General features: G+C 42.5%; 14 protein-coding genes. 6 read left to right on the top strand and 8 right to left on the bottom strand.

Annotation, left to right across the window (positions count from 1 at the left end):
- Positions 1–146: 146 nt before the first annotated feature.
- A complete protein-coding gene (locus tag HCR01_RS10755) occupies positions 147–2,339 on the bottom strand; it encodes a caspase, EACC1-associated type (protein WP_193196189.1) in 2,193 nt (730 codons plus the stop codon).
- Positions 2,340–2,827: 488 nt separating this feature from the next.
- On the opposite strand from HCR01_RS10755, the gene HCR01_RS10750 reads away from it, so the two are divergent.
- Positions 2,828–4,090: an HhoA/HhoB/HtrA family serine endopeptidase gene (locus tag HCR01_RS10750; protein WP_193196188.1), complete on the top strand. Its 1,263-nt coding sequence runs from the start codon at positions 2,828–2,830 to the stop codon at positions 4,088–4,090.
- Positions 4,091–4,557: 467 nt separating this feature from the next.
- The gene (locus tag HCR01_RS10745) at positions 4,558–5,991 is read left to right on the top strand and encodes a sensor histidine kinase (RefSeq protein WP_193196187.1); all 1,434 of its coding nucleotides are present in this window, start codon (positions 4,558–4,560) and stop codon (positions 5,989–5,991) included.
- A gap of 24 nt (positions 5,992–6,015) precedes the next feature.
- On the opposite strand, the gene dnaG is transcribed toward HCR01_RS10745, so the two are convergent.
- Positions 6,016–7,932: a DNA primase gene (dnaG, locus tag HCR01_RS10740; RefSeq protein ID WP_193196186.1), complete on the bottom strand. Its 1,917-nt coding sequence runs from the start codon at positions 7,930–7,932 to the stop codon at positions 6,016–6,018.
- 291 nt (positions 7,933–8,223) lie between these two features.
- Between dnaG and HCR01_RS10735 the strand changes: the two genes are divergently transcribed.
- Positions 8,224–9,576, top strand: coding sequence for an N-acetylmuramoyl-L-alanine amidase (locus HCR01_RS10735; RefSeq protein ID WP_193196185.1), 1,353 nt, complete (start codon positions 8,224–8,226; stop codon positions 9,574–9,576).
- Between the two features lie 186 nt (positions 9,577–9,762).
- Positions 9,763–12,342 (top strand): BsuBI/PstI family type II restriction endonuclease, encoded by a 2,580-nt coding sequence (locus HCR01_RS10730; RefSeq protein ID WP_320073101.1) that lies wholly within the window; start codon positions 9,763–9,765, stop codon positions 12,340–12,342.
- 15 nt (positions 12,343–12,357) lie between these two features.
- Here HCR01_RS10730 and pabB read toward each other — a convergent pair whose 3' ends face one another.
- From pabB to HCR01_RS10705, 5 genes are all read right to left on the bottom strand, one after another.
- Positions 12,358–14,529 (bottom strand): aminodeoxychorismate synthase component I, encoded by a 2,172-nt coding sequence (gene pabB, locus HCR01_RS10725; RefSeq protein WP_193196184.1) that lies wholly within the window; start codon positions 14,527–14,529, stop codon positions 12,358–12,360.
- Positions 14,530–14,558: 29 nt separating this feature from the next.
- Positions 14,559–15,203 carry a hypothetical protein gene (locus HCR01_RS10720; RefSeq protein WP_226889261.1) on the bottom strand — a complete coding sequence of 215 codons (645 nt, stop codon included), beginning with the start codon at positions 15,201–15,203 and terminating at the stop codon, positions 14,559–14,561.
- Between the two features lie 389 nt (positions 15,204–15,592).
- On the bottom strand, positions 15,593–15,922 hold the full coding sequence (locus tag HCR01_RS10715; RefSeq protein ID WP_193196183.1) for an MgPME-cyclase complex family protein: 330 nt from the start codon (positions 15,920–15,922) through the stop codon (positions 15,593–15,595).
- A gap of 268 nt (positions 15,923–16,190) precedes the next feature.
- The gene (locus tag HCR01_RS10710; RefSeq protein WP_193196182.1) at positions 16,191–16,910 is read right to left on the bottom strand and encodes an ester cyclase; all 720 of its coding nucleotides are present in this window, start codon (positions 16,908–16,910) and stop codon (positions 16,191–16,193) included.
- Positions 16,911–17,007: 97 nt separating this feature from the next.
- On the bottom strand, positions 17,008–17,733 hold the full coding sequence (locus HCR01_RS10705; RefSeq protein ID WP_193196181.1) for a pyridoxine 5'-phosphate synthase: 726 nt from the start codon (positions 17,731–17,733) through the stop codon (positions 17,008–17,010).
- A 159-nt stretch (positions 17,734–17,892) separates the two neighbouring features.
- On the opposite strand from HCR01_RS10705, the gene HCR01_RS10700 reads away from it, so the two are divergent.
- Complete coding sequence (locus HCR01_RS10700) at positions 17,893–18,531, top strand: Uma2 family endonuclease (RefSeq protein ID WP_193196180.1); 639 nt, start codon at positions 17,893–17,895, stop codon at positions 18,529–18,531.
- An 86-nt stretch (positions 18,532–18,617) separates the two neighbouring features.
- Complete coding sequence (locus HCR01_RS10695) at positions 18,618–19,361, top strand: Uma2 family endonuclease (protein WP_193196179.1); 744 nt, start codon at positions 18,618–18,620, stop codon at positions 19,359–19,361.
- 112 nt (positions 19,362–19,473) lie between these two features.
- Here the strand turns inward: HCR01_RS10695 and HCR01_RS10690 are convergent, their stop codons facing one another.
- Positions 19,474–21,654: a caspase, EACC1-associated type gene (locus HCR01_RS10690; RefSeq protein ID WP_193196178.1), complete on the bottom strand. Its 2,181-nt coding sequence runs from the start codon at positions 21,652–21,654 to the stop codon at positions 19,474–19,476.
- Positions 21,655–21,666: the final 12 nt, after the last annotated feature.

The following is a 21,666-nucleotide window of genomic DNA, read 5'->3' as shown; positions in this document are numbered from 1 at the left end:
GGCGATCGCACTTTACCTAAAACATAGATAATGCATAGCCACGATTTCTAATCGCCAGGACAAATAAAAATAAGCTTTTAAAATATCTTCTTCAACTAGTAAAAATATTCTAGTTTGCAAAAATAAAGATTCATCAGCTAAACCTATTAGCGAATTCTGCCAAAGCCAGATGTTTCTATTAGATCTTGACCTTGGCGAGTTAGCAGCAATTTAGCATAGGCTTCGCCTGCTTTTTGGTCTATGGAACCGTCCTGCTTGACAACTACATATAGCTTCCGAGTAAGTGGATAGCTTTGGTCACTAAAAGCATTCACATTAGCTTTGTAAAGTTTATTCGGATTTTTTGGACATTTAGAAATTTGATCTGTACTTAATTTTTGATGAGGAGGAACTAGATTATTTCTATCCTTACCTAACCATAAAGGCTTGACCATACACTGACCAAGCACCTCTGAAGCTGAAGCAAAGTAAATGCCACCTTTGTCTTTGTATACTTCTTGTAATCCTAGGGTGGTGCTTTGGACTTTTTTAACAATTAGCGGAGCAAATGAATATTCAGGATCGCCCAAAACCTTTTCTTTGAAAAACTTGACAGTACCACCCGCTACATTGCGAGACAAAGGCGTAATTTTCAAGTCAGGGCCTCCTACTTTAATCCAGTTGGTAACTTCACCTGTGTAAATACGCTTTAACTCATCCAAGGTTAAGCTAGAGATGCTTAATTCAGGATGAACTGCGATCGCTACTCCATCAACAGCTACAGGAATTTCTTTAAACTTTTTTTTCTGTTGTTCTGTGAGTGGATAAGAGTACTGAGCAAAAGCAACTGACTTATCTAATAACTTTTCAATACTTGTGAGTGAACCCGTCTCTTCAAGAGGAAATACTATATATTTGAGTTGAAAATTAGGAAATGCTTTTTGAATTTCTTGATCTGCATTGCCACGAATTGGGGCCCAAGTTGTACTAAGACCATAGTTAAATATGCCAGAAGGGACATCATCTTTAATATCAGTAAAAAGGCTTTTAGAGTAAGTTTGTTGAGAAACAAGTAAAGGGTGTTGATCCAGGGGTTTATCTGTCCATATTTTGTTGATCACCATCCCCAAAGCGACAGATACCAAACCAAATGCTAGCAACTTCCAACGAGACAAAAGACTTTCTGACTGGGTTTTAACGACGGTATCATCGTTGTTAAAAGATATTTGCTCAGTCAAGGTTCCGGTTTCTAGAGGAACCTCTATTACTATCGGTGACACTTTTTCATTTCGGAAACGTTCCACAATCGGTGCAACATCTTCATCTCTGAGCCGCAGAACTTGTTGCAAATCTTTCATGTCGCTCCAATCTTCGTCACTCAAAGGATTTTGCCGCTGAATTGCTTCCGATAAAGCCTGTTCATAACGCTGTAATTTTTGCTCGCGGATAAGGTAAGGCTGCAAAACATCAGTCTCAATGGCATTAGCTTCTTCAGATGGCAATTTCAAACTGTGACGTAATTCTTCTAAAGACATCTGGTTAATCAAAGAAATCTTTCCTTGTCTTTTACGAGCGATTTCTTCAACTTTTCTGCGATACATCAGTTTTGGTTCACCAACGGGTGCTCTAGCTATATTTATCTTGTAGCCTTCCTCAACAGGATAAAACTTTGGTGTCATAGCTGGAGCTTCTTCCTGCACCTTGATGCTGGCATACTCATGCAACCCATCCACCGAAATCCAGCCATCTTCGTCATGGTCTGCGGCTCCTGTTTCAATGCCTTCGACTAGGTAACGAGTATAGATTGAAAGCTCAGATCCTATCTGCTCAAAAGAATACTGAGTAGATGTGGAAGATGTCAAAATTGCCCGTCCTTTGCCACCTAACTGTTCTTGCAAATTTACGGTATCATCATCTCTAACAGTCATCCCTTGAGCGATCGCTCCACTAAAGCAACAGTCCAAAATCACAACCTGTCTCTGGGAGCGGCTATCGTTAATACTTTCGTGTAGAAAACTAGCTGCAACTGCCGAAGGCTTTACTAGTTTGCCATTCTGTTTACGAGTAATTCGAGTTGATAGGTAAAGATTGCCTCTTTCATCCTTAATCCCATGACCAGAGAAATAAAATAATACCAGGTCATCTCTGTGGCGATCAGCATACAATCGATAAATGGCATCTTCCATATCTTGCCGCTGGGGATTTTTCAGCACCGTAATATCCGTCTCAGCAAAGCCACCCATTTCTGGGTTTGCCAACACTCGTTGTATGGCATCCACATCTTTAACAGCTCCCAGTAGAGGGATAAAACCAGGCTCATATTCACTGACTCCAATCAGCAATGCTACCTTGTTCACCATATTTGCCTGACTATCCCCCTACAAATTTTTGCGCTGGTTCAACTGCTGCTACTAACTGTGCCAGACTGCTGGTTTACACTTTGAATGTTTTACCATTGGCTTCTACATTTAATTCGATAGATTTTCCAGAAAGGCGATATACCAGACCAAACAAAGCTTTAATCGTGGCTGGTTGCACCACTGTCTTCAATATCCCCAACGAGAAACCCTCCAGAGCTTTTGAACCACCTCTGTTTGCAACTCCTTGTCTTCTAAACCCAGTTCAAACAGGGAAATCGTCACCTGAATATTAGATCTCGTTGCCATTATGAAGCGCCCAAGTATTGCCAAGAGTCTCTTGGAAGAATTGTATAGGTTATTTCTCAGTCAATCAAGTAAATACGCGGTTCAATAGCAGATTTTTCACACCAGCGCAATACCTTTGCAACAAAAACGTCAAAAATCATATCTACAATTAATAGTAAGTCTAAATATTCTTCCAGACAGCAATGCAAAACGAATCTCGCGACAGAGAACACAAATTAAATAGTATTTCAAATAACACTTCTGATGCTAAATACCGTAATCAATCTCCCTGGAAAAAGGCTGCTGCCTCTCTATCGCTGGTGCTGCTGGGATCGGGGATGACATTGACAGGCGGCTATCTGGCTTCTAATCCTCAAAAGGTGTCTGAAAGTGCCTCTAATTTGGCAGTGAGTCCAGTAAATGCAGCTCCTCCGTTACCAATTGCCACAGATCCTAACTTTGTGATTGGGGTTGTGCAAAAGGTTGGGCCGGCTGTGGTACGGATTAACTCTTCTCGAACAGTCAGAAGCCAGATACCAGAGGAATTTAACGACCCGTTTTTCCGCCGCTTTTTTGGCTCGCAATTGCCAGAATCACGAGAAAGGGTAGAACGGGGTACTGGCTCAGGTTTTATCATCAGTGCCGATGGTCGCATTCTGACTAACGCTCACGTAGTTGCTGGTGCTGACACAGTGACAGTGACACTTAAAGATGGACGCACCTTGCCAGGTAAGGTCTTGGGAAGAGACTCATTAACAGATGTCGCTGTTGTCAAGATTGAGGGAAACAATCTACCGACAGTGGCGTTAGGGAACTCAGACCAACTGCAACCGGGAGAATGGGCGATCGCGATCGGCAACCCCCTCGGTTTAGATAATAGTGTCACTACAGGGATCATCAGCGCCACCGGACGCACTAGCAATCAAATAGGCGCTCCTGATAAGCGAGTTGAATTTATTCAAACAGATGCGGCGATTAATCCTGGCAACTCTGGCGGCCCTCTGCTAAATTCCCGTGGCGAGGTGATTGGGATGAATACAGCCATTATCCGAGGAGCACAGGGGATAGGCTTTGCCATTCCTATCAACACAACTCAACGCATTTCCAGTCAACTGATAGCTACAGGCAAAGTGCAACATCCTTATTTGGGGATTCAGATGGTGGGACTAACACCTGAGTTAAAGCAAAATCTCAACTCAGACCCCAGTAGCGGTTTAAATGTGGCTGAAGATAAAGGTGTATTGGTTGTGAGAGTTATGCCAAATTCACCAGCGGCTAGAGCCGGAATACGTCCTGGTGATGTTATCCAAACACTCAATGGTCAATCAGTCACAGATGCTAGCGGTGTCCAAAGAGCAGTTGAAAAGAGCCAAGTTGGGGGAGATTTGCGCTTAGAATTGCGTCGCAACGGACAAAATCTTAACTTAGCTGTGCAACCTGGGGCTTTCCCGACTCAAGTACAGTAAAGGGGACTAGGGACTGAGACAATACTTCTTAGTTAAAGGGTAAACGGCAAAGGGTAAAGGGAAAAGCTTTAAATTCACCCTTTCCCTTCTTACCATATCCCAAGCTTATAAGGAAGATTTTTAGACAGCAAAAGTTTAAGGTAATTCTCACCTGAAATTAATTTAGTTACTCAACATTACGTTTAAATTTTTATTAGAGATAATTTTGAAAAGTTGAGAGAGTGATGAAATAAAAATATTTAGTATTTTTCTTGAAAGAGTTGCCACTGTCATTGTATATCTAACAGAAGTTAGTTTAGAACACCTATAATTATAAATTCTAATTTTAGTACAACTTTATCAATGAGACTCAGAGGAAACAGGAAAGAGTAAAAAGTAAGAAACAAGCGGCGTGGCTAAGAGTTCATCCTTTTCCTTCTTATTTATTAATAAAGCCTTATCCAATACGCACAACATAATCAACAGTAGTGAAGCAAATTAGAAAAAATTGGATAAATATAGACCTGTTTTCATTACAGTTACGCCTGACAGTAGGTATTGGCGCCTTTTCAGCTTTTATATTAAGTAGCCTTGCTGCATGGACTAGTTGGAAAATGCAGCAAATTTTGATTAATAGTCATAAGCAAAATATAGAACAAATTACGGAACGCTTGCCGCGTGATGTGCAACTTTATAGTGAAATGATGCAACCTGAAACTGGGTTGCAAAAGGCTATTAATAACTTGGCTGATAGTAATACATTATTATGGCTAAAAAGTCCTGATCATAAAATCTTAGTGAAATCTGCCACTTTGGATTTGTTATCTGATTCTACGGTGGCTGAGTTAATGTTCCTTACTAAGATGTCGATTAAACCTCAAGTCTACAAAGTTAACCAAAGCTACTTTGTTTTGAGTGGTGGTTCTTTGCAAGTGCAGGGTAAGCTTCTGGGTCAGCTATTTGTAGTCCAGGATATTACCCGCGAACAGACAATGTTTATGGTAATAGTGCGGAGTTTGGTTATTACTACTGTTTTGGCAATTATCATGCTAACGGTTGCGATCGCATTTTATATTAAACGTTCTCTGCAACCTCTGCGCCAGCTAAACCAAATGACTTCTGTCATTTCTGTAGAAGATTTAGGACGAGCACAACTATATCTGAATAATGCACCTAGCGAGGTTAAAGAATTAGCTCAAACTTTAAATATGCTGCTATCGCGTCTTTCTCAATCTTGGGAGCAAGAACAAGAATTTGTAAGTAACGTTTCTCACGAGTTACGCACACCATTGACGATTGTACATGGTTATTTGCAAAGTGTTTTACGACGGCAGAATAACTTAACTCAAACTCAACAGGAAGCTTTAGAAACTGCTGCATCGGAAGCCGAACACACTATTCGTCTGCTACAAGATTTACTTGATTTAGCACGAGCAGATAGTGGTTATTTGCACTTTCAGATCAAATCTTACGTGCTGAATGACTTAGTTGAAGAGGTTGTGGTGATGGCAGAAAAGTATAGCGATCGCACAATTAAAATTGAGTCAACAACTTACCCAATTGAGGTAGAAGTTGATTACAGTCGTTTCAAACAAGTATTGCTGAATTTGATTGATAACGCTATTAAGTATTCTGAAGCTGAAACACCCGTAATTTTCAAGTTAAATCAGCTTTCGGATCAGGTAATTATTCAAATTTGCGATCAAGGTTATGGCATTCCTTTACAACACCAATCACGTATTTTTGAGCGATTTTACCGCGTAGATGAATCCCGTAGCCCTGCAACTGGGGGTTCTGGTTTGGGTTTATCGATTGTCAAAACACTTGTAGAGGGTATGGGAGGTAGCCTAAGTGTACAATCAAAATTAGAAGAAGGAAGTGTGTTTACAATCAGTTTACCAAGAAGTAATTCAGGAGTTTAGTGAACAATTAAAGGTTATAACAACCTACAGTAATTCTGTGATGGAAAATAGCCGTTGTCGGTCTATTTTTTGAAGCTTTAATTTTTCGGTGTAAAAAGCTTGATAATAGGATTGATAACGCTCCGGTTCTGCTTCTGGATCGGTTTGTTGCCATAGTTCTAAAAAGTGACGATAGCGTTTTTCACGCATTACTAGATCCATACAGGCGATCGCAGCTTGAACTACTTGAGGAGTGCGAAGTATTTCTTTCTTACTTTTCTCATTTAAATGAAACAGATGAGACACTAATCCCAATTCTTCAGATAATTCTAAATATCTGTCTTGCAGAGTTGATACTAAATCTCCTTGAGCCATCGTTGACTCTAAAATTTGTTGCCACAAAAATCGGTGGTGAGAAAGGCTAAATTGTAAATCTCGCTCCTCTAGTTCGTCAACAATCGCTTGACGCTGTTCGGGACAATGCATATAAATTCGCAGTAATAATGCCTCTGCGTGTTCTAAAAGACTGCGATCGCTAAGGATTGAAGATGGAGAAACACTACCTCCCCATGCTTTCTTTGCTGACACAGGTTTAGAGTAGGTAGCCGTCGCAGTTGGAGCAATTTGAGTTAACAGATTTTCGACTCGTAGAGGTATAAGTCTGGTATCTCCTAAACTGAGTATTTCTGCACAGTAGGAAACATAATAGTTACGAGTATCGCTGTTAGCTATATTTTTGAGTAACTTTACTATCTGTTGAGTGACTTGCTGAAAATCAGTAGCCTGTTTTAAGTCACGATCTTTAATAATTTGCTGAATCTGCCAGTCTAGCCAAAGTGGTGCATTTACTAATAGTTGGTGATAGTCTTCTGGGGTGTGGCTATACAAGTATTCATCTGCATCTTTACCATCAGGTAAGTTGAGAATCTTTAATTGAACTTCGCCCTTATATGCTAGTTCGGCAATTTCGCTGATCGCTCGTTCTGCGGCATTAGTTCCGGCTTTATCGGCGTCAAAGTTGAGTACCAATTGTTTCGATTCGCTGTAGCGTAATACTTGCCGTACTTGTTCCAAGCTTAAGGCAGTACCGAGGGAGGCGACAGCATTAGTAATACCAGCAGCGTGGAGAGCGATCGCATCAAAATATCCCTCTACTACCACTGCTTGATCTCGTTGAGAAATCCCACCTTTGGCTTGATCAAGAGCAAATAATGTTTTACCTTTACTAAAAAGTTCAGTTTCGGGTGAATTTAAATATTTAGGCTGCTCATCAGTGAGCGTTCTACCACCAAACGCAATCACCCGCCCTTGGACATCGCGGATGGGAATCATCAGGCGATCGCGAAACACATCATAATAACCGCCCCCTTCTTTGCGTGGCTTAATCAATCCCGCTTTTTCCAGCAGTTGCGCTGGGTAGCGTTTATCTTCCACCAAATAGCGATGGAGGGTTTCCCAACCTGCGGGGGCATAACCTAAGCCAAACTGCTCAATAGTTTCTTTCCTGAGATAGCGGTTGGATTGCAAATACTCAATTGCCTTTTGCCCTTGAGATTGTTTGAGGGCGTGTTGATAAAAATGTGCCGTCGAAGCCAGAACTTCATATAACTGTTCACGCAGAGATAGCTGACGCTGTAATTCTTGCCTTTGTTCTGGTTCTAGGGTTTGTACAGGTACTTGGTAACGCCGCGCCAAATCCAGTACTACTTCAGCAAATTGGCGCTTTCCCAAATCCATCACAAACTTAATGGCATTTCCTCCAGCTTGACAGCCAAAGCAATAGTACATTTGCTTAGTCTGGCTGACGGTGAAGCTAGGAGTTTTCTCATCATGGAAGGGACATAAACCAACGAAATCTTTCCCTCGTTTGCGTAAAACTACGTATTCTGAGACGACATCTACAATGTCAGCTCGTAGTTTAACTTCTTCAATTGTGTCTGGGTGCAAGCGGGGAATTTGCATATTGGTCAAGGGTCAAGGGTTAAGGATTAAGGGTCAAGAGAAGCCAGCGCCGTGGGGCAGGTTTCCTGCGCCACTTGCCACAACGGGGGTTCCCCCCGCAAGGCAGTGGCTTGACTTGAGGCGGCTGGCGTTCAAGTGGTAAAAGGAAAGTAAACATTTAACTCTGGACAGTTGACTTTTGACTTTGGACAAATAACAAAAGACTTCTGATGGCTATTATATTCTTGTTGCTAGACCAAGAATGATCTATAGAATTGCTTACGCTTGATTTTATCAGAGGAAATACTGAAGATGGGACGTATTTTTATTTCGGCGGCTCACGGAGGCAAGGAAGCTGGAGGAATTGATCCAGGTGCGATCGCAGGTGATACAACCGAAGCTAGAGAAATGATCTTGCTACGGGACTTGATTGTAACAGAACTGAGGGCCCGGAGTTTTGAAGTTTTGGCAGTCCCAGATGATCTAAGTGCAGCTCAAACTATCACCTGGATAAATTCCCGTGGTCGTCGGGGTGATGTAGCCCTAGAAATTGAATCTGATGCAGCTAGCAGTCCTTCTGTGCGTGGGGCTAGCGTCTTTTATATTGCCAATAATAATGAGCGCAAGAGCAATGCTGAACTATTGCTAATGGGGTTGTTACGTCGCGTACCCCAGTTACCCAATCGGGGAGTCAAACCAGATACAGATAGTGGACTGGGTAGTTTGGCATTCTGTCGCCGGACAACGCTGCCTTCTTTATCGATGCAAGTGGGTTTTCTTAGCAGTCCAGAGGATCGCGCTTTGCTGCAAACTCGCCGCCGCGATTTTGCCTTGGGAATTTCCGACGGATTAGCATCTTGGAGTCGTGTAATTGACCCCAGTCCTGGATCTCCTCAAGAACCGACTTATACGGCAATTAATATCAACATTAACGGGCAGAATTACTTAGAGCAAGGGGTGCTGATTAATGGTAACGCATACATCCCCATCGATTTAGTGGATCGCTTGCGGATTGACCTATCGAAAGCGTCTAATGTTCGCCGGATCACCTATCGCAAAATAGTATATGTCAAAGCGATCGAACTGCGGGATTTCAATGTTGCAGTCAGCTGGGATGCTGCAACTCGTACCGTCAGCTTGCGATCAAATTTGGCAGTTTGCCCAGGTCAATTTGATCGAGTGATGTCAAATGGTAATACTTCAGAAGTACAGTTGCAACTATTCCTGAGAAATAACAATGAAAATGCTTTAGTAAAATTTCCTGACATCCCTAAACTCTATCGGGAAGAAGCAGGTATAGAGGGGGTGAACTATGACATTGCTTTTTGCCAAATGTGTGTAGAAACTGGATTTTTACGCTTTGGCGGTGGTATTAGACCTGAGCAAAATAACTTTGCAGGCTTAGGCGCAATTGGTGGTGGTGTGGAGGCAGCGTCTTTTGAAAGTGCCAGAATTGGCGTGAGGGCACACATCCAACACTTAAAAGCGTACGCTAGTCTAGAACCCCTAGTACAGGAAGTAGTAGATCCACGGTTCCGCTTTGTTACACGCGGTGTTGCGCCATTAATCGAGCAGTTATCAGGGCGCTGGGCAGCAGATTTAAATTATGGTACGAAGATTACAGCAATGCTCAAACGACTGTATGAATCAGCCGGACTTTTGTAAGTGCTGCCAGCATAGCCCGTACTGAGTAAACTTCTTGCAAAAGTCTTAATTTTAAGCTCTTTCTCTGCGCCTCCGCGCACGCCAGTCGCCTCAACGGGGTGGGGATGGGGGAGACCCCCGCACAGCACTGGCTCCTCTGCGTGAGGCAAATAAAATAAACTTGATAGCAATTTAAAAAGACAGACCGTGATCATCCCATCAAGCAGTAAAGCATTCATAGCAACTCATACCAAGAGTTTGGGGTTCAATAGTCTAGCAGAACTATCAAGTGGTAACTTGCTTGCAGAAGTGGATCTTTGTCGGGCTGTAGCAAGTTTAAAGCTAAAGCAAGGTAAACAAGGGTCGATGGGTCAGTTTCTAACCCCTGCTCCAGTAGCGGAATTGATGGCTGGGATGTTTGATAGTTTAGATTTTCCTGAAATATCCTTGCTTGATGCCGGAGCAGGAATCGGTTCATTAGTAGCCGCTTTTGTAGCAAGAGTATGCCAGCAACAACACACATCAAGTTTGCGCGTTGTAGCCTATGAAATTGACCCTCTTCTAATCAGATATTTGCACCAGACGCTAAAACTATGTGAGAGGGAATGTCAGTATATGGATATTTCCTTCAATTATGAAATTCGTGAAACTGATTTTATCGAAGATGCAGTTAGGCTGCTTCAGGCTGGTTTATTGAATAGTGAAAACGCAACAGAATTTACCCATGCTATTCTCAATCCACCTTATTTGAAAATCAACGCTCATTCCAAGGTGCGCGAATTGCTGCGTTCCATCGGTTTAGAGACTAGCAATCTTTACACTGGTTTTATGGCTGCTACAATGCAACTTCTAAAATCAAGAGGGGAGTTTGTAGCGATTACCCCGCGCAGTTTTTGCAATGGGCCGTATTTTCGTAACTTTCGGAAGATGTTTTTGAAGATGATGGCTTTACAGCAAGTACATCTTTTTGAGTCACGTCAAGAAGCATTTAGTGATGATGATGTTTTACAAGAAACTGTCATTATCCAAGCTAAAAAACAAGAGCAAAAGTTTAGTAGCGTAATCATAAATACTAGTTCTGGTGCTAATGATGACTTTATTATGTCACACTCTGTATCATATGCAGACTTAGTTCACTCCGATGATCCAGAGCAGTTTATTCATATTCTTCCAGACAAAATTAGCCAGCAAGTCGTTCAGCGAATGGCACTTTTTACCTACACATTGCAAGACCTGGGGCTAACAGTTTCAACCGGACGGGTAGTGGATTTCCGAGCAAAAGAGTACCTAAGAACAAATCCAGAAAATCATACCGTTCCTTTAATTTATCCAGTGAATTTATTGAATGGATATGTAGAGCATCCAAAAAGAACCAAAAAGTCCCAAGCCATAGTGCATATAGAAGAAACAGCGAATCTTCTGATTCCAAATGAGCATTACGTTTTATGTAAAAGATTCTCGTCTAAAGAACAGAAAAGGCGGATTGTTGCAGTGGTTTATGATGCCGACCAATTTAATTATGGATATGTCGGCTTTGAAAATCACTTGAATTACTTTCACAAAGATGGGCGTGGACTTAGCCTTACCTTGGCTCGTGGGCTTGCTGTTTATCTCAATTCAACCCTGGTTGATTTATTTTTTCGGTTGTTCAATGGGCATACTCAGGTCAATGCAACAGATTTGCGGAAATTAAAGTATCCTAATTTGGAACAGCTGTTGTCTTTAGGGACGGGCATTAAAGAGCAGTTTCCTTCTTTACGGGAAATCGACGAACTTATAGAAGATAAGCTACTGAGTATGTCGAATCAGTCAGGTAATAATCCCATTGTAATTAAGTCTCGAATTGATGAAGCGCTGCAAATTTTGACGCAATTGGGCTTTCCACGAGCACAACTTAATGAACGGTCAGCATTAACCCTTCTAGCGTTGCTTGATTTAAAGCCGACAGATTCTTGGCAATTAGCAACTTCACCTTTTATAGGAATTACGCCAATGATGAACTTCATGGCTGAGCATTATGGCAAAACCTATAAGCCGAACACACGTGAAACTGTTCGCCGCCAGACAGTGCATCAATTTCTGGATGCAGCTTTGATAGTTGCTAATCCAGATAATCCGAGCCGCCCTATCAACAGTCCCAAAACTGTATATCAGATTGAAGAGAGTGCGCTCGAACTATTACGAACTTACGCTACCGACGAATGGGAAAAGAGCATCTGCACGTACCTTGCTTCGGTTGAAACCTTAAAAAAACAGTATGCTCAAGAGCGTGAAATGTCTCGTATTCCGATAATGATTGCAGGAGAAATTAAAACTTTATCGCCAGGTGGTCAGAATATTCTCATTGAAAAAATTATTAATGATTTTGCTCCTCGTTTTACCCCCAATGGAAAGCTCATTTATGTTGGTGATACAGATGAAAAGTTTGCCCACTTTGATGAAACAGCGTTAGCAGATTTGGGCGTTACTGTCAATTCCCACGGCAAAATGCCAGATGTCATTATCCATTTAACAACAAATAATTGGTTAGTGTTGATTGAAGCTGTAACCTCACATGACCCAATCAATCCTAAGCGAAAGAAGGAACTTGAAGCCTTATTTAGAGGGGTTCAAATACCTCTAGTTATGGTGACAACATTTCTTAGCCGCAAGGCAATGGTGGCATATCTGGCAGAGATTGCTTGGGAAACGGATGTTTGGGTTGCTGAAGATGCAACTCACCTGATTCATTTTAATGGTGGATATTTATTGCAGGCTTACGAAATAGAAAAGAAGAAAACTTTCTGAATACAGATCAATCTGTTATTTAGTATGATCGCACTTTGCACAATACCAAAAGCGATCGCTCAAACCCTTATTCTTCGCTTCGATAGAAAGTAACTCACCCTTGGATTCTCCATAGACAGTGAAAAGCATCGCCTGGATCAAAGCCTTTGCTTTCAGCATAGTCTCTTCAAATTCCGCTTGAGCATCGGATAAGGCGACAATACCACCTCCTATCCCTATAGAAGTTTCATGCGGAGTCAGAACTGCGGTACGAATCACAATATTCAGGTCTGCTGCACCATTCAGACCCAAAAATCCGATCGCCCCTGAGTAAACCCCCCGCGCCTCTTGCTCAAGCTGATCAATAATCTGCATAGTTCTAATCTTGGGAGCGCCTGTCATTGACCCACCAGGAAACGCCATGCGGATACAATCGGTGGCTCTCATGTCGGAGCGTAAACGACCGCGAACAGTGGTAACAAGTTGATGCATAGTTGCATAACTTTCTACAGCCATCAATTTTGGAACATGGATACTACCCACCTCGCAGACTAACCCAAGATCATTACGCAACAAGTCCACAATCATCAGGTTTTCAGCCCGGTCTTTTTCACTGTTACGCAAACTTTCACGCAGTACAAAATCTTCTTCAACAGTCTGCCCACGCCTAAGAGTACCCTTGATTGGTTTAGTTTCTACCCAGCCTTGGCGATCAATGCGAAGAAATCGTTCTGGGGATGAGCAAGCAATAGCAATTTCACCAAAGCGTAAAAATGCTGCATAAGGTGCTGGATTAACTCGGCGTAATATACGATAAAATGCCAGCGGTTCAGGCGTAGTATCTGTGTAAAGCTTATTCGTCAGGCAGACTTGGTAACTCTCCCCCTCGTGGATTTCATGTAGACACTTTTGAATATCTTCGATATAAGTTTGGTAAGACCTGCTTAAACGGAAGGTGATGAGGTCTTGGCTATCTTGCGGCACAATCGGAGGTAGGGGGGGGAGTAGGCGAAGTTTTTGCTCCATTGACTCAAACCAAGTTTCTGCTGATGTGGTTTGACCCTTGTTGGCAAGATACAACAGATAGGTAGTCTGTTCCTGGTGGTCGAAAGCAATTATTTGATCAGCTAAAAGAAAAACGGCGTCGGGAAGTAATGCAGGATGCACTAGCTCAGAACCAGATGCCTTGAGTTCATAACCGAAGTAGCCAACAAATCCGCAGTTGAAATCGAAAGGAAGCTCATCAGACAAACAGTGTCGGCGCTCAAGTTCACGTTTGAGATACTCGAAAATATTTTCTGTGCAACGTGTTACTTTGCCTAACTTAGTAATGGTCAGTTCTCTAGTTTGGGTGTGGTACTGAACCAATAGACTGTTTGTTCCACCACTTCCTCCCATAAAAGAGAAGCGAGAAAGACCAGGTTCCACTAAGCTACTGTCGAGCCAAAAGCTGTTTGGTTCTTTGCTAAAAAGATGGACAAATACCTGTTCTGCATCAGGATAAATATCCAATTTTTTGCTGTACACTTCAAATTCCTGGCTTTGCTGAGGTATACAGCTAGTGGGAACCGGAGAAACTCCCTTGTATCCTGTCCATTGTGATTTCCCAGTTCTGATTTTTTTTTGAGCAAATTGCCAAGTGATTTCTCTAAAGTTTTCTAGCAGATTCCTTCCATATTCAGTGCAGATAGATTCTGGATGGAACTGCACACCCCAAAATGGTAGATGACGATGACGCAGACCCATTACGAGTCCTTCATCAGTCCAGGCAACTTTTTCTAAGCAGCTTGGTAATTCTTCTGAAACAATCAAGGAGTGGTAGCGTACAACCCAGAAAGGATTGGAAATTCCTTTGAATAGCTCAGAGTCATTGTGATAGATCTTGCTTAATCGCCCATGCATGACTTCTGGCGCATGGATAACAGTTCCACCATATAGATAGCCAAGTCCCTGGTGTCCAAGACAAACACCAAGCAGGGGTACGTCCACATTTTGGATTACTTGTTGGCAAATACCGAAGTCTTTAGCCTTTTCTGGACGACCGGGGCCAGGAGAAATCACTACATTGTCGAATACCAGTTTTGTCAGCTCGCTCCAATCAACTTGATCATTACGAATAACCAGCGGCAGCTCTCCATTTATTTCTGCAATTATCTGATACAGATTAAATGTATAAGAATCGTAGTTATCGATGATCAATGTTTGCACGTAAACGCACCCTAGTAACTTGGTAATTACTATAAACGCACAACTGGCCGCAGTAGCATTACTTTACGACTATCTACTAAGACAGCAAAAAAACCGCGATCGTTCAGTGTTTGCAATGTGCTATATGCTTCTTTTTGGTTGGTGGTATGAACTGCCAGTAAGTAAGGACGTTGACCATAGGAAGCAAAACCCACGTTACCCCCTACCACTTGCTGCACATTATTTGCCAGTTCGGGACGGTTGAAATAATCCACCAACACTGCATAACCCTGTCCTAAGGCTTGGGGATTGTAGCTGACTGTTTGCTGCTGAAATGGCTGAGATGGCTGAGATGGCTGAGGTGGCTGCAATGGCTGCGATGGCTGAGATGACTGTAATGGCTGCGATGGCTGTACATTTGCTACTGTTGGTCGAGTGGTGATGATGGCAGACAACCCGACAATATTGCCAATATACCTCGCCCAACGATTGGCATCTTCAATTTTGTTAAACCCGCCGACTCGCGTAACTGTCTCGTTGAGATATTTACAGGTGGCAGTCTTGAGTTGAGGCGGTAAGGCACTACGCAACTGCTTTTGATTATCTGCTGTGGGGCTGACTACTAATAAAAGATACTCACCCGCACTCGGAGGTTGACAAGCGGGAATAGCTGGTTGGGCAAAGACAGAACTCATGCCACCAATTAAACCTGCGTAAGCAAAGCTCGTTGTAGCGAAAAGTCGAGCCAGTGCGTTCCTGTTGCCTTGCGTCGGAAAGCAACTGGCGTGGAGCGGTGGTTTCCACTGTAGACGCCCACAGGGCGGCTTGTGGGAGACATCTGAACTTTTCAAGCTAGACATCGCTAATCCTAAAACACTTGGTATCTTAAGTCTCTGCACAAAAGTTAGATGGGTAAATGATGGTGTCTTACAAGATTTTATAAAAATATCTTTTGTTCCCCCTAAAGAAAAGTGAGGATTGGGGATTCTTAAGAGGGGGAAAGGGAAAAGGGTAAGAGTAAAAGGGAAAAACCATCTCCCTACCCTTTAACTTTTACCCTTTACCAATGCCTCATGCCCCATTCCTACGACACAGTAGAAAGCGATGCCAATGCATCAGGGATTGTTTCAGAAGGAGCCTGAAATTCTCCGGTGATAACGTATTCTAGTCGTAGTTTTAACCAGGTAATAAATTGGGAATTAGTCGAAATAATCGCTACTGCTGGTTGAGGACACTTCGCCTTTATTTCTGCAAATTGGGGTGCTTCCAAGAAAGCTGGTTGCTGAACCAACCAAAAATCAATTTGTTTTTCTTGTTCGTGGTAGTAACGAGTGCGCTCTTTCAAAACTTCCTCTATGGGTTCTTCTTGGAGGAGAAAGCGCTGACTTGCCAAAACGTAATAGTATGTTTGCATTTTCATCCTTTGGTTGCTATTAAATAATTTAAGGGTACAGCGTACAGTACTCATTGGTGTCAACTTCAGCTCAAACACTCAATTTCCAGTAGTTTCAGATCCCCCAACCCCCTTCAAAAGGGGGCATTCGATTCTAATTCCCCCCTTTTTAAGGGGGGTTAGGGGGGATCTCAAGTCTAGGTGGTACATCGAAAAACTTTGAAATGCTTATCAGACTAGGCTTTCACGTTAAGTTGACACCAATGGTACAGTACTGTACCCCTACAAACTAACTCTTGTGGAATTTCTTGAACCAAGAACTGAAGGGACAAGCACTTCCTTGATTTTCACTATTTGACTGTTTGCCACCATCTGTCAGTTTTTCTAAAAACAGATTGTTGTCAAAGTAGTGTTCCAAAGAAACAATCTTCAAATCATCAGTGACGCGTGCAACGCTCATGCCGATAATTTCTAATGTCTCTCCAGTCGGTGCATAGTCTTTGTATGCACCTTTAAAATGTCCCCAATGCCGCCACTTGAATGTTACATTTGGTGGCCCTGAGAAAACTTCCAGCACTTCCCACGGAAATCCTTGGGGAAATGTTGTGTGGAAAACTTTGGCAGATGATTCAAAGCTTTCTTCTGAAGCTTTGTAATGTTCTGAATCAGCCATAAACAAATTGTAAGTACCTTGTGCAGCTAAATCTGCTGCTGTATACTCTAATCCGCCATTATTACTCACGCGAAACTTGTCATTCACAATAGACAACCACTGCTGTGGGTTAGTTTTGAAAGATACCTCCATCTCGAAGGTTCTCACCAAGTTTTCTACGATCGCCTCTAGTGTACCCTCAAGATGATTGCGTGTACTCTCGTTGGCAAGGTTCTCTTTTGAGCGAGAATAATCAGGAGGTGTTTGATAGCGCCACTGTGTATCAGTGCCTTCTGCTATCACCTTATCCCGATCCTGTACCCAAAGCGGCAGGTTATTAGACTGTGTTGCGCTCATAGAAGTTTTTGCTGAAAATTTGCTCTCAATTTCTAGATTTCGCAGTGATAACCCCTCTAGGTTACAGGTTACAGGGTATAGGTTCGTTTTCTATTTCCTATGGCCCATGCCCGTGTATGGCTTGTTTCATCTCGCGGACGGCTCTTTCTATACCTACTAATGCTGCCCGACTGATGATTGTATGACCGATGTTTAATTCTTCCATCCCTGGAAGTGCAGCCACCGGATAAACATTCCAGTAAGTAAGTCCATGACCAGCATTTACTCGCAACCCGGCTTGAATTGCTTGCTCACACCCTTTAGCTAATACGGCTAATTCTTGCTGACGATTTGTTTCATCCTTAGCCTCAGCATATTGCCCAGTGTGCAGTTCAATAAACTTTGCTTTTACATTGACGGATGCTTCAATTTGTGCTGGTTCGGCATCGATAAATAAACTAACTGGAATGCCAGCGTTTTGCAATTTATCAACTATCTCACCTATTCTAGCAATTTGCCCAACGATATCTAATCCGCCTTCTGTGGTGACTTCTTCGCGCTTTTCAGGTACTAAAGTCACGTAATCGGGTTTGATGTCGAGAGCGATCGCCAGCATCTCATCTGTAGCGGCCATTTCTAAATTCAGATGCGATCGCACAGTCTGCCTTAATATTCGCACATCCCTGTCTTGGATATGCCGCCGATCTTCCCGCAGATGCACTGTAATGCCATCAGCACCCCCTAATTCTGCCAGCACCGCCGCCGCCACGGGGTCTGGTTCCACCGTCCGCCGCGCTTGTCGGATGGTGGCGATGTGGTCAATGTTCACGCCAAGTGTAGGCACCCCAAGTTCCCCCTATCCACAGTCCTCAGAAATTGATTCTACCGGAAATATTGGTTGGAAGTTGAGTTAGATGTGACGGTGCAAAGTATCAAACCCAGGCGATCGCGTCACTGACTTAATGGATTTAGAATAATATCTACACTTACTCTGTGAGGCGATATGCTTTTAAAACTACAACAAATTATCGTCAAACCAGGCCAACAAATGTTGCTCAAAGATGTTAGTTGGCAGCAGTTAGAGAATATTTTAGAAGAAATGGGAGAAAGGCGTGCCGCACGTATTTCTTATAGTCATGGTTGGTTAGAAATTATGGTTCCTCTACCCGAACACGAAAAAGATAAAGAAATCTTTGGTGAGTTAGTGAGAATTTTATTAGACAAACTCCAAATTGATTTTGAGCCTTTTGGTTCCACAACACTGAAAAATGAACTAATGCGGCAAGCAGTAGAACCAGATACCAGTTTTTATATTCAAAATCAAGCGGCTGTAATTGGGAAAAATCGTATTGATTTAACTATAGATCCGCCACCCGATTTAGCAATCGAAGTTGATATTACCTCCCGCACTAAATTTGATAACTATGAAATTTTGGGAGTTCCTGAACTCTGGCGATATACAAAACAAGGTTTAGAAATTTCGTTGCTACAGCAGGGTAAATATATCAAATCTCAATCTAGTCCTAATTTCCCTAATATCCCGATTATTGAATTAGTCAATGAGTATGTTCAGCAGTGTTTAAGCATTGGCAGAAGTCAAGCTATGCGTAATTTTAGAAATTGGGTAAACAATAATTTATAACTATTTATAATCTGCACGTCTTAATTGAGTAAGTTATGGGCAGATTATGATAGAGATTTAAGGCTTTCTGAGAAAGGCGATCGCTCATGAATACTGAGAAAAACCCAGCAGCAGTTGTGGAATGGGAACCCCCCATGCCACCTACAGATTTAATTTTTGATGATGGTGAACCTTTGGAATCAAATCGACATCGTATTGCCATGAATGTCCTGATTCGGTCATTGCAGCAGTTTTTTGCTGACCGCAATGATTTTTTTGCTGGGGGCAATATGTTTATTTACTACAGTAGCGCCCAAGTTCGTAATCGTGATTTCCGTGGTCCAGATTTTTTTGCAGTGCTGAATGTTGAGGGCAATAACTCTAGACAAGGTTGGGTGGTGTGGGAAGAAAATGGTCGCTATCCCGATGTCATTGTGGAATTAATGTCACCATCTACGGCAGCAATAGACAAGGGTATTAAGAAAAATCTTTACGAACAAACTTTCCGTACCTCAGATTATTTTGTCTATGATCCCTTTGAACCTAATTCTTTGCAAGGGTGGCATTTAGATGATAATCAGCAGTATCAGCCTTTAACGCCAAATGAGCGCGGTTGGTTATGGTGTAAGCGTTTAGGCTTATGGTTGGGGACGAGCGAGGGAACAATAGACAGAGAAACGGCGGTATGGTTGCGGTTTTATGATGTGGCTGGCAATTTGGTTTTATTACCAGAAGAAGCCGCAATTGCACAGTTACAAGCTGCTGCTGCAAGAGAGGAAGCCGCAGTTGCACAAGTAGATCGATTAGCGGCTAGATTAAGAGAATTAGGAGAGAATCCAGATATTTTATGAGGGATTTTGGCTTTTTTGATTTGTTTGGACTACATTTATAGTTATTCATAAATGTGGCATTAAAGATGCCATCGCTTCCCATCTTTAGCAGATAATTATTGCCAAAATCTAGCTACTTTTGCAACTCTTTGAGTTTTTCTAATGTCTGTTGATATCGCTTTGTGTTTTCTTGTTTCTGATAAAGGTTGGCGGCTATTTGATAATCTGCGATCGCTCCCTGCTTATCTTTGAGAATAGAGCGGACATCACCCCTGTTGTAGTAAGCATAGACATAATTGGAATCGATACGAATAGCCTGGCTATAATTCTCAATTGCTTTCTTATAATCTTTTAGGTTAGCGTAGGCAAGACCTCGGTTATTGTAAGCATTGGTATATTTGGGATCGATACGGATAGCCTGGTTATAATCCTCAATCGCTCCCTTATTATCTCCCAGGTTACGGCGGGCATCACCCCGGTTGTAGTAGGGCCACTTGAGTGGATCATTCTTAAACTCAATGGCTTTGGTGTAATCGGAAATTGCCTGTTCGTAGTTACCTTGGTCAGCGTAGACTGCCCCTCGATTATTATAGGCAAGAGCGTACCTGGGGTTAATTTGAATCGCTTTGTTGTAATCGATAATAGCTTGCTTGTAATTGTACAGGTTATAGTAGGCCCAGCCTCGACTAATGTAACTGTTAGCATCGTTGGGATTAATCCGAATATACTGGTTTAAATCCTCAATAGCTCCTTTGTAATCTTTAAGAGCACTACGGGCATCACCCCGCTTGTTGTAGGCAAGTATAAAATTGGAATCGAGCCGCAGCACCTCATTGAAATCCTCAATCGCTCCCTTATGGTCTTTTTTAGTAGACTTTTCGAGTCCCCTATCATAGAAATTTTTAGCACTCATCTCGGTTGTAGGCGAGACAGTGGGAGTGGCACTAAGAGTAGATGATTCTACTGGGCTAGGTGTCGTCATTGAAGCATCATGCGGCTTCACCAAGAAAGAGAAAGTTAGAACCACAGTAGCGAGGACACCTGCTCCAATCATGACTCTGGGGTTTCTTAGAACTCCAACAGAAGTAGCAAGAATACTTGGAGGTTTTATTATATTGGGCGTAGGAGTATCGGTTTGATTTGCTGCAACAGCTTTGTTTGATGTTTTAACTGGTGTTACATCATCTTTGGGGGAGATGCTTTTAGACGCTATAACTTTATCTGGAAATGGAACTGATTCATTTTTGGGACTAATTCTCGTCTCAATTGATGCTATGTCTTCATCTCTAAGTCCTAAAATTTCCTGATAACGTCGCAAATCATTGCGAGTATAGTCACTCAAAGTCGGCTCGCGTCGAATCGCGTCTACTAATGCTTGCTCATATTGCTGCAATTTTTGTTGATACTCTCGATAAGGTTTTAAAACCTCAGTTTCTAGTGCAGCAGTTTCTTCAGGGAGCAATCCCAAATTCTGCCGTAGGGCATCTAATATTCTGCGACCAATAATCGAAATCTCGCCGCGACTAGCATAAATCTCTACTTCTTTGCGATACTTCAGTTTTGGATCACCAATAGGTGCTTTAGACAACAGGATTTTAAATCCTTCTTTGACTGCATGAATTTCTGGTCGCATGGCGGGAGCCGCTTCTTGAACTTTCTTTTTGGCGTACTCATGCAACTCATCAACCGAAACTGCACCATCATTATCTAAATCTGCGGCACCTGTTTCAATACCTTCAATCAGGTAACGGGTATAAATCGAAAGGTTTGCTTCCTTTTGTTGGAAAGAATACTCACTAGCAGTAGAAGAGGTCAAGACAACTCGCCCCTCGCCACCAAGTTCAGCCCGGATATCGACAGAACCATCATCTTTGGCTGACCACCCCTCAGCAAACGCCCCACTAAAGCAACAGTCGAGAATTACGACTTGGCGCTTACAGCGGCTATCGCTCATGATGTTATGAACAAAGCTGGCGGGAACGGTGGTTGATTTGATGAGTCGCCCTTGGGGATTTTTGCGGGTAAGGCGAGTGGCGAGGTGAAGTTTACCGCTCTCATCTTTAATGCCGTGACCGGAGAAGTAAAGTACTACAAGATCATCTTTACGCCGATCGCTAAACAGCGTCTCGATCGCTTCCTGCATTTTCTGAGGATCGGGATTCTCCAGTTTTTGGATATCCGTTTGGGCAAATCCACCCATTTCTGGATGCTGCAAAACTTTAGCGATCGCTTGCATATCCTTTACCGACGCAGGTAATGGATTAAGACCAGGCTCATAATCACTAATTCCTATTAGGAGTGCTACCTTCGTCATGTCCTTATCCTC

The sequence above is a fragment of the Nostoc sp. MG11 genome (assembly GCF_014904695.1).
GTDB lineage: Bacteria > Cyanobacteriota > Cyanobacteriia > Cyanobacteriales > Nostocaceae > Komarekiella.
This window is presented reverse-complemented; position numbering and strand designations above follow the sequence as displayed.

Excerpts from the sequence above, each read along its gene's own strand:
- HCR01_RS10690 (WP_193196178.1), bottom strand. The coding sequence starts at position 21,654 with ATGACGAAGGTAGCACTCCTAATAGGAATTAGTGATTATGAGCCTGGT.
- HCR01_RS10715 (WP_193196183.1), bottom strand. The coding sequence starts at position 15,922 with ATGCAAACATACTATTACGTTTTGGCAAGTCAGCGCTTTCTCCTCCAA.
- HCR01_RS10710 (WP_193196182.1), bottom strand. The coding sequence starts at position 16,910 with ATGAGCGCAACACAGTCTAATAACCTGCCGCTTTGGGTACAGGATCGG.
- HCR01_RS10750 (WP_193196188.1), top strand. The coding sequence starts at position 2,828 with ATGCAAAACGAATCTCGCGACAGAGAACACAAATTAAATAGTATTTCA.
- HCR01_RS10735 (WP_193196185.1), top strand. The coding sequence starts at position 8,224 with ATGGGACGTATTTTTATTTCGGCGGCTCACGGAGGCAAGGAAGCTGGA.
- HCR01_RS10695 (WP_193196179.1), top strand. The coding sequence starts at position 18,618 with ATGAATACTGAGAAAAACCCAGCAGCAGTTGTGGAATGGGAACCCCCC.
- HCR01_RS10755 (WP_193196189.1), bottom strand. The coding sequence starts at position 2,339 with ATGGTGAACAAGGTAGCATTGCTGATTGGAGTCAGTGAATATGAGCCT.
- HCR01_RS10700 (WP_193196180.1), top strand. The coding sequence starts at position 17,893 with ATGCTTTTAAAACTACAACAAATTATCGTCAAACCAGGCCAACAAATG.
- dnaG (WP_193196186.1), bottom strand. The coding sequence starts at position 7,932 with ATGCAAATTCCCCGCTTGCACCCAGACACAATTGAAGAAGTTAAACTA.
- HCR01_RS10720 (WP_226889261.1), bottom strand. The coding sequence starts at position 15,203 with ATGAGTTCTGTCTTTGCCCAACCAGCTATTCCCGCTTGTCAACCTCCG.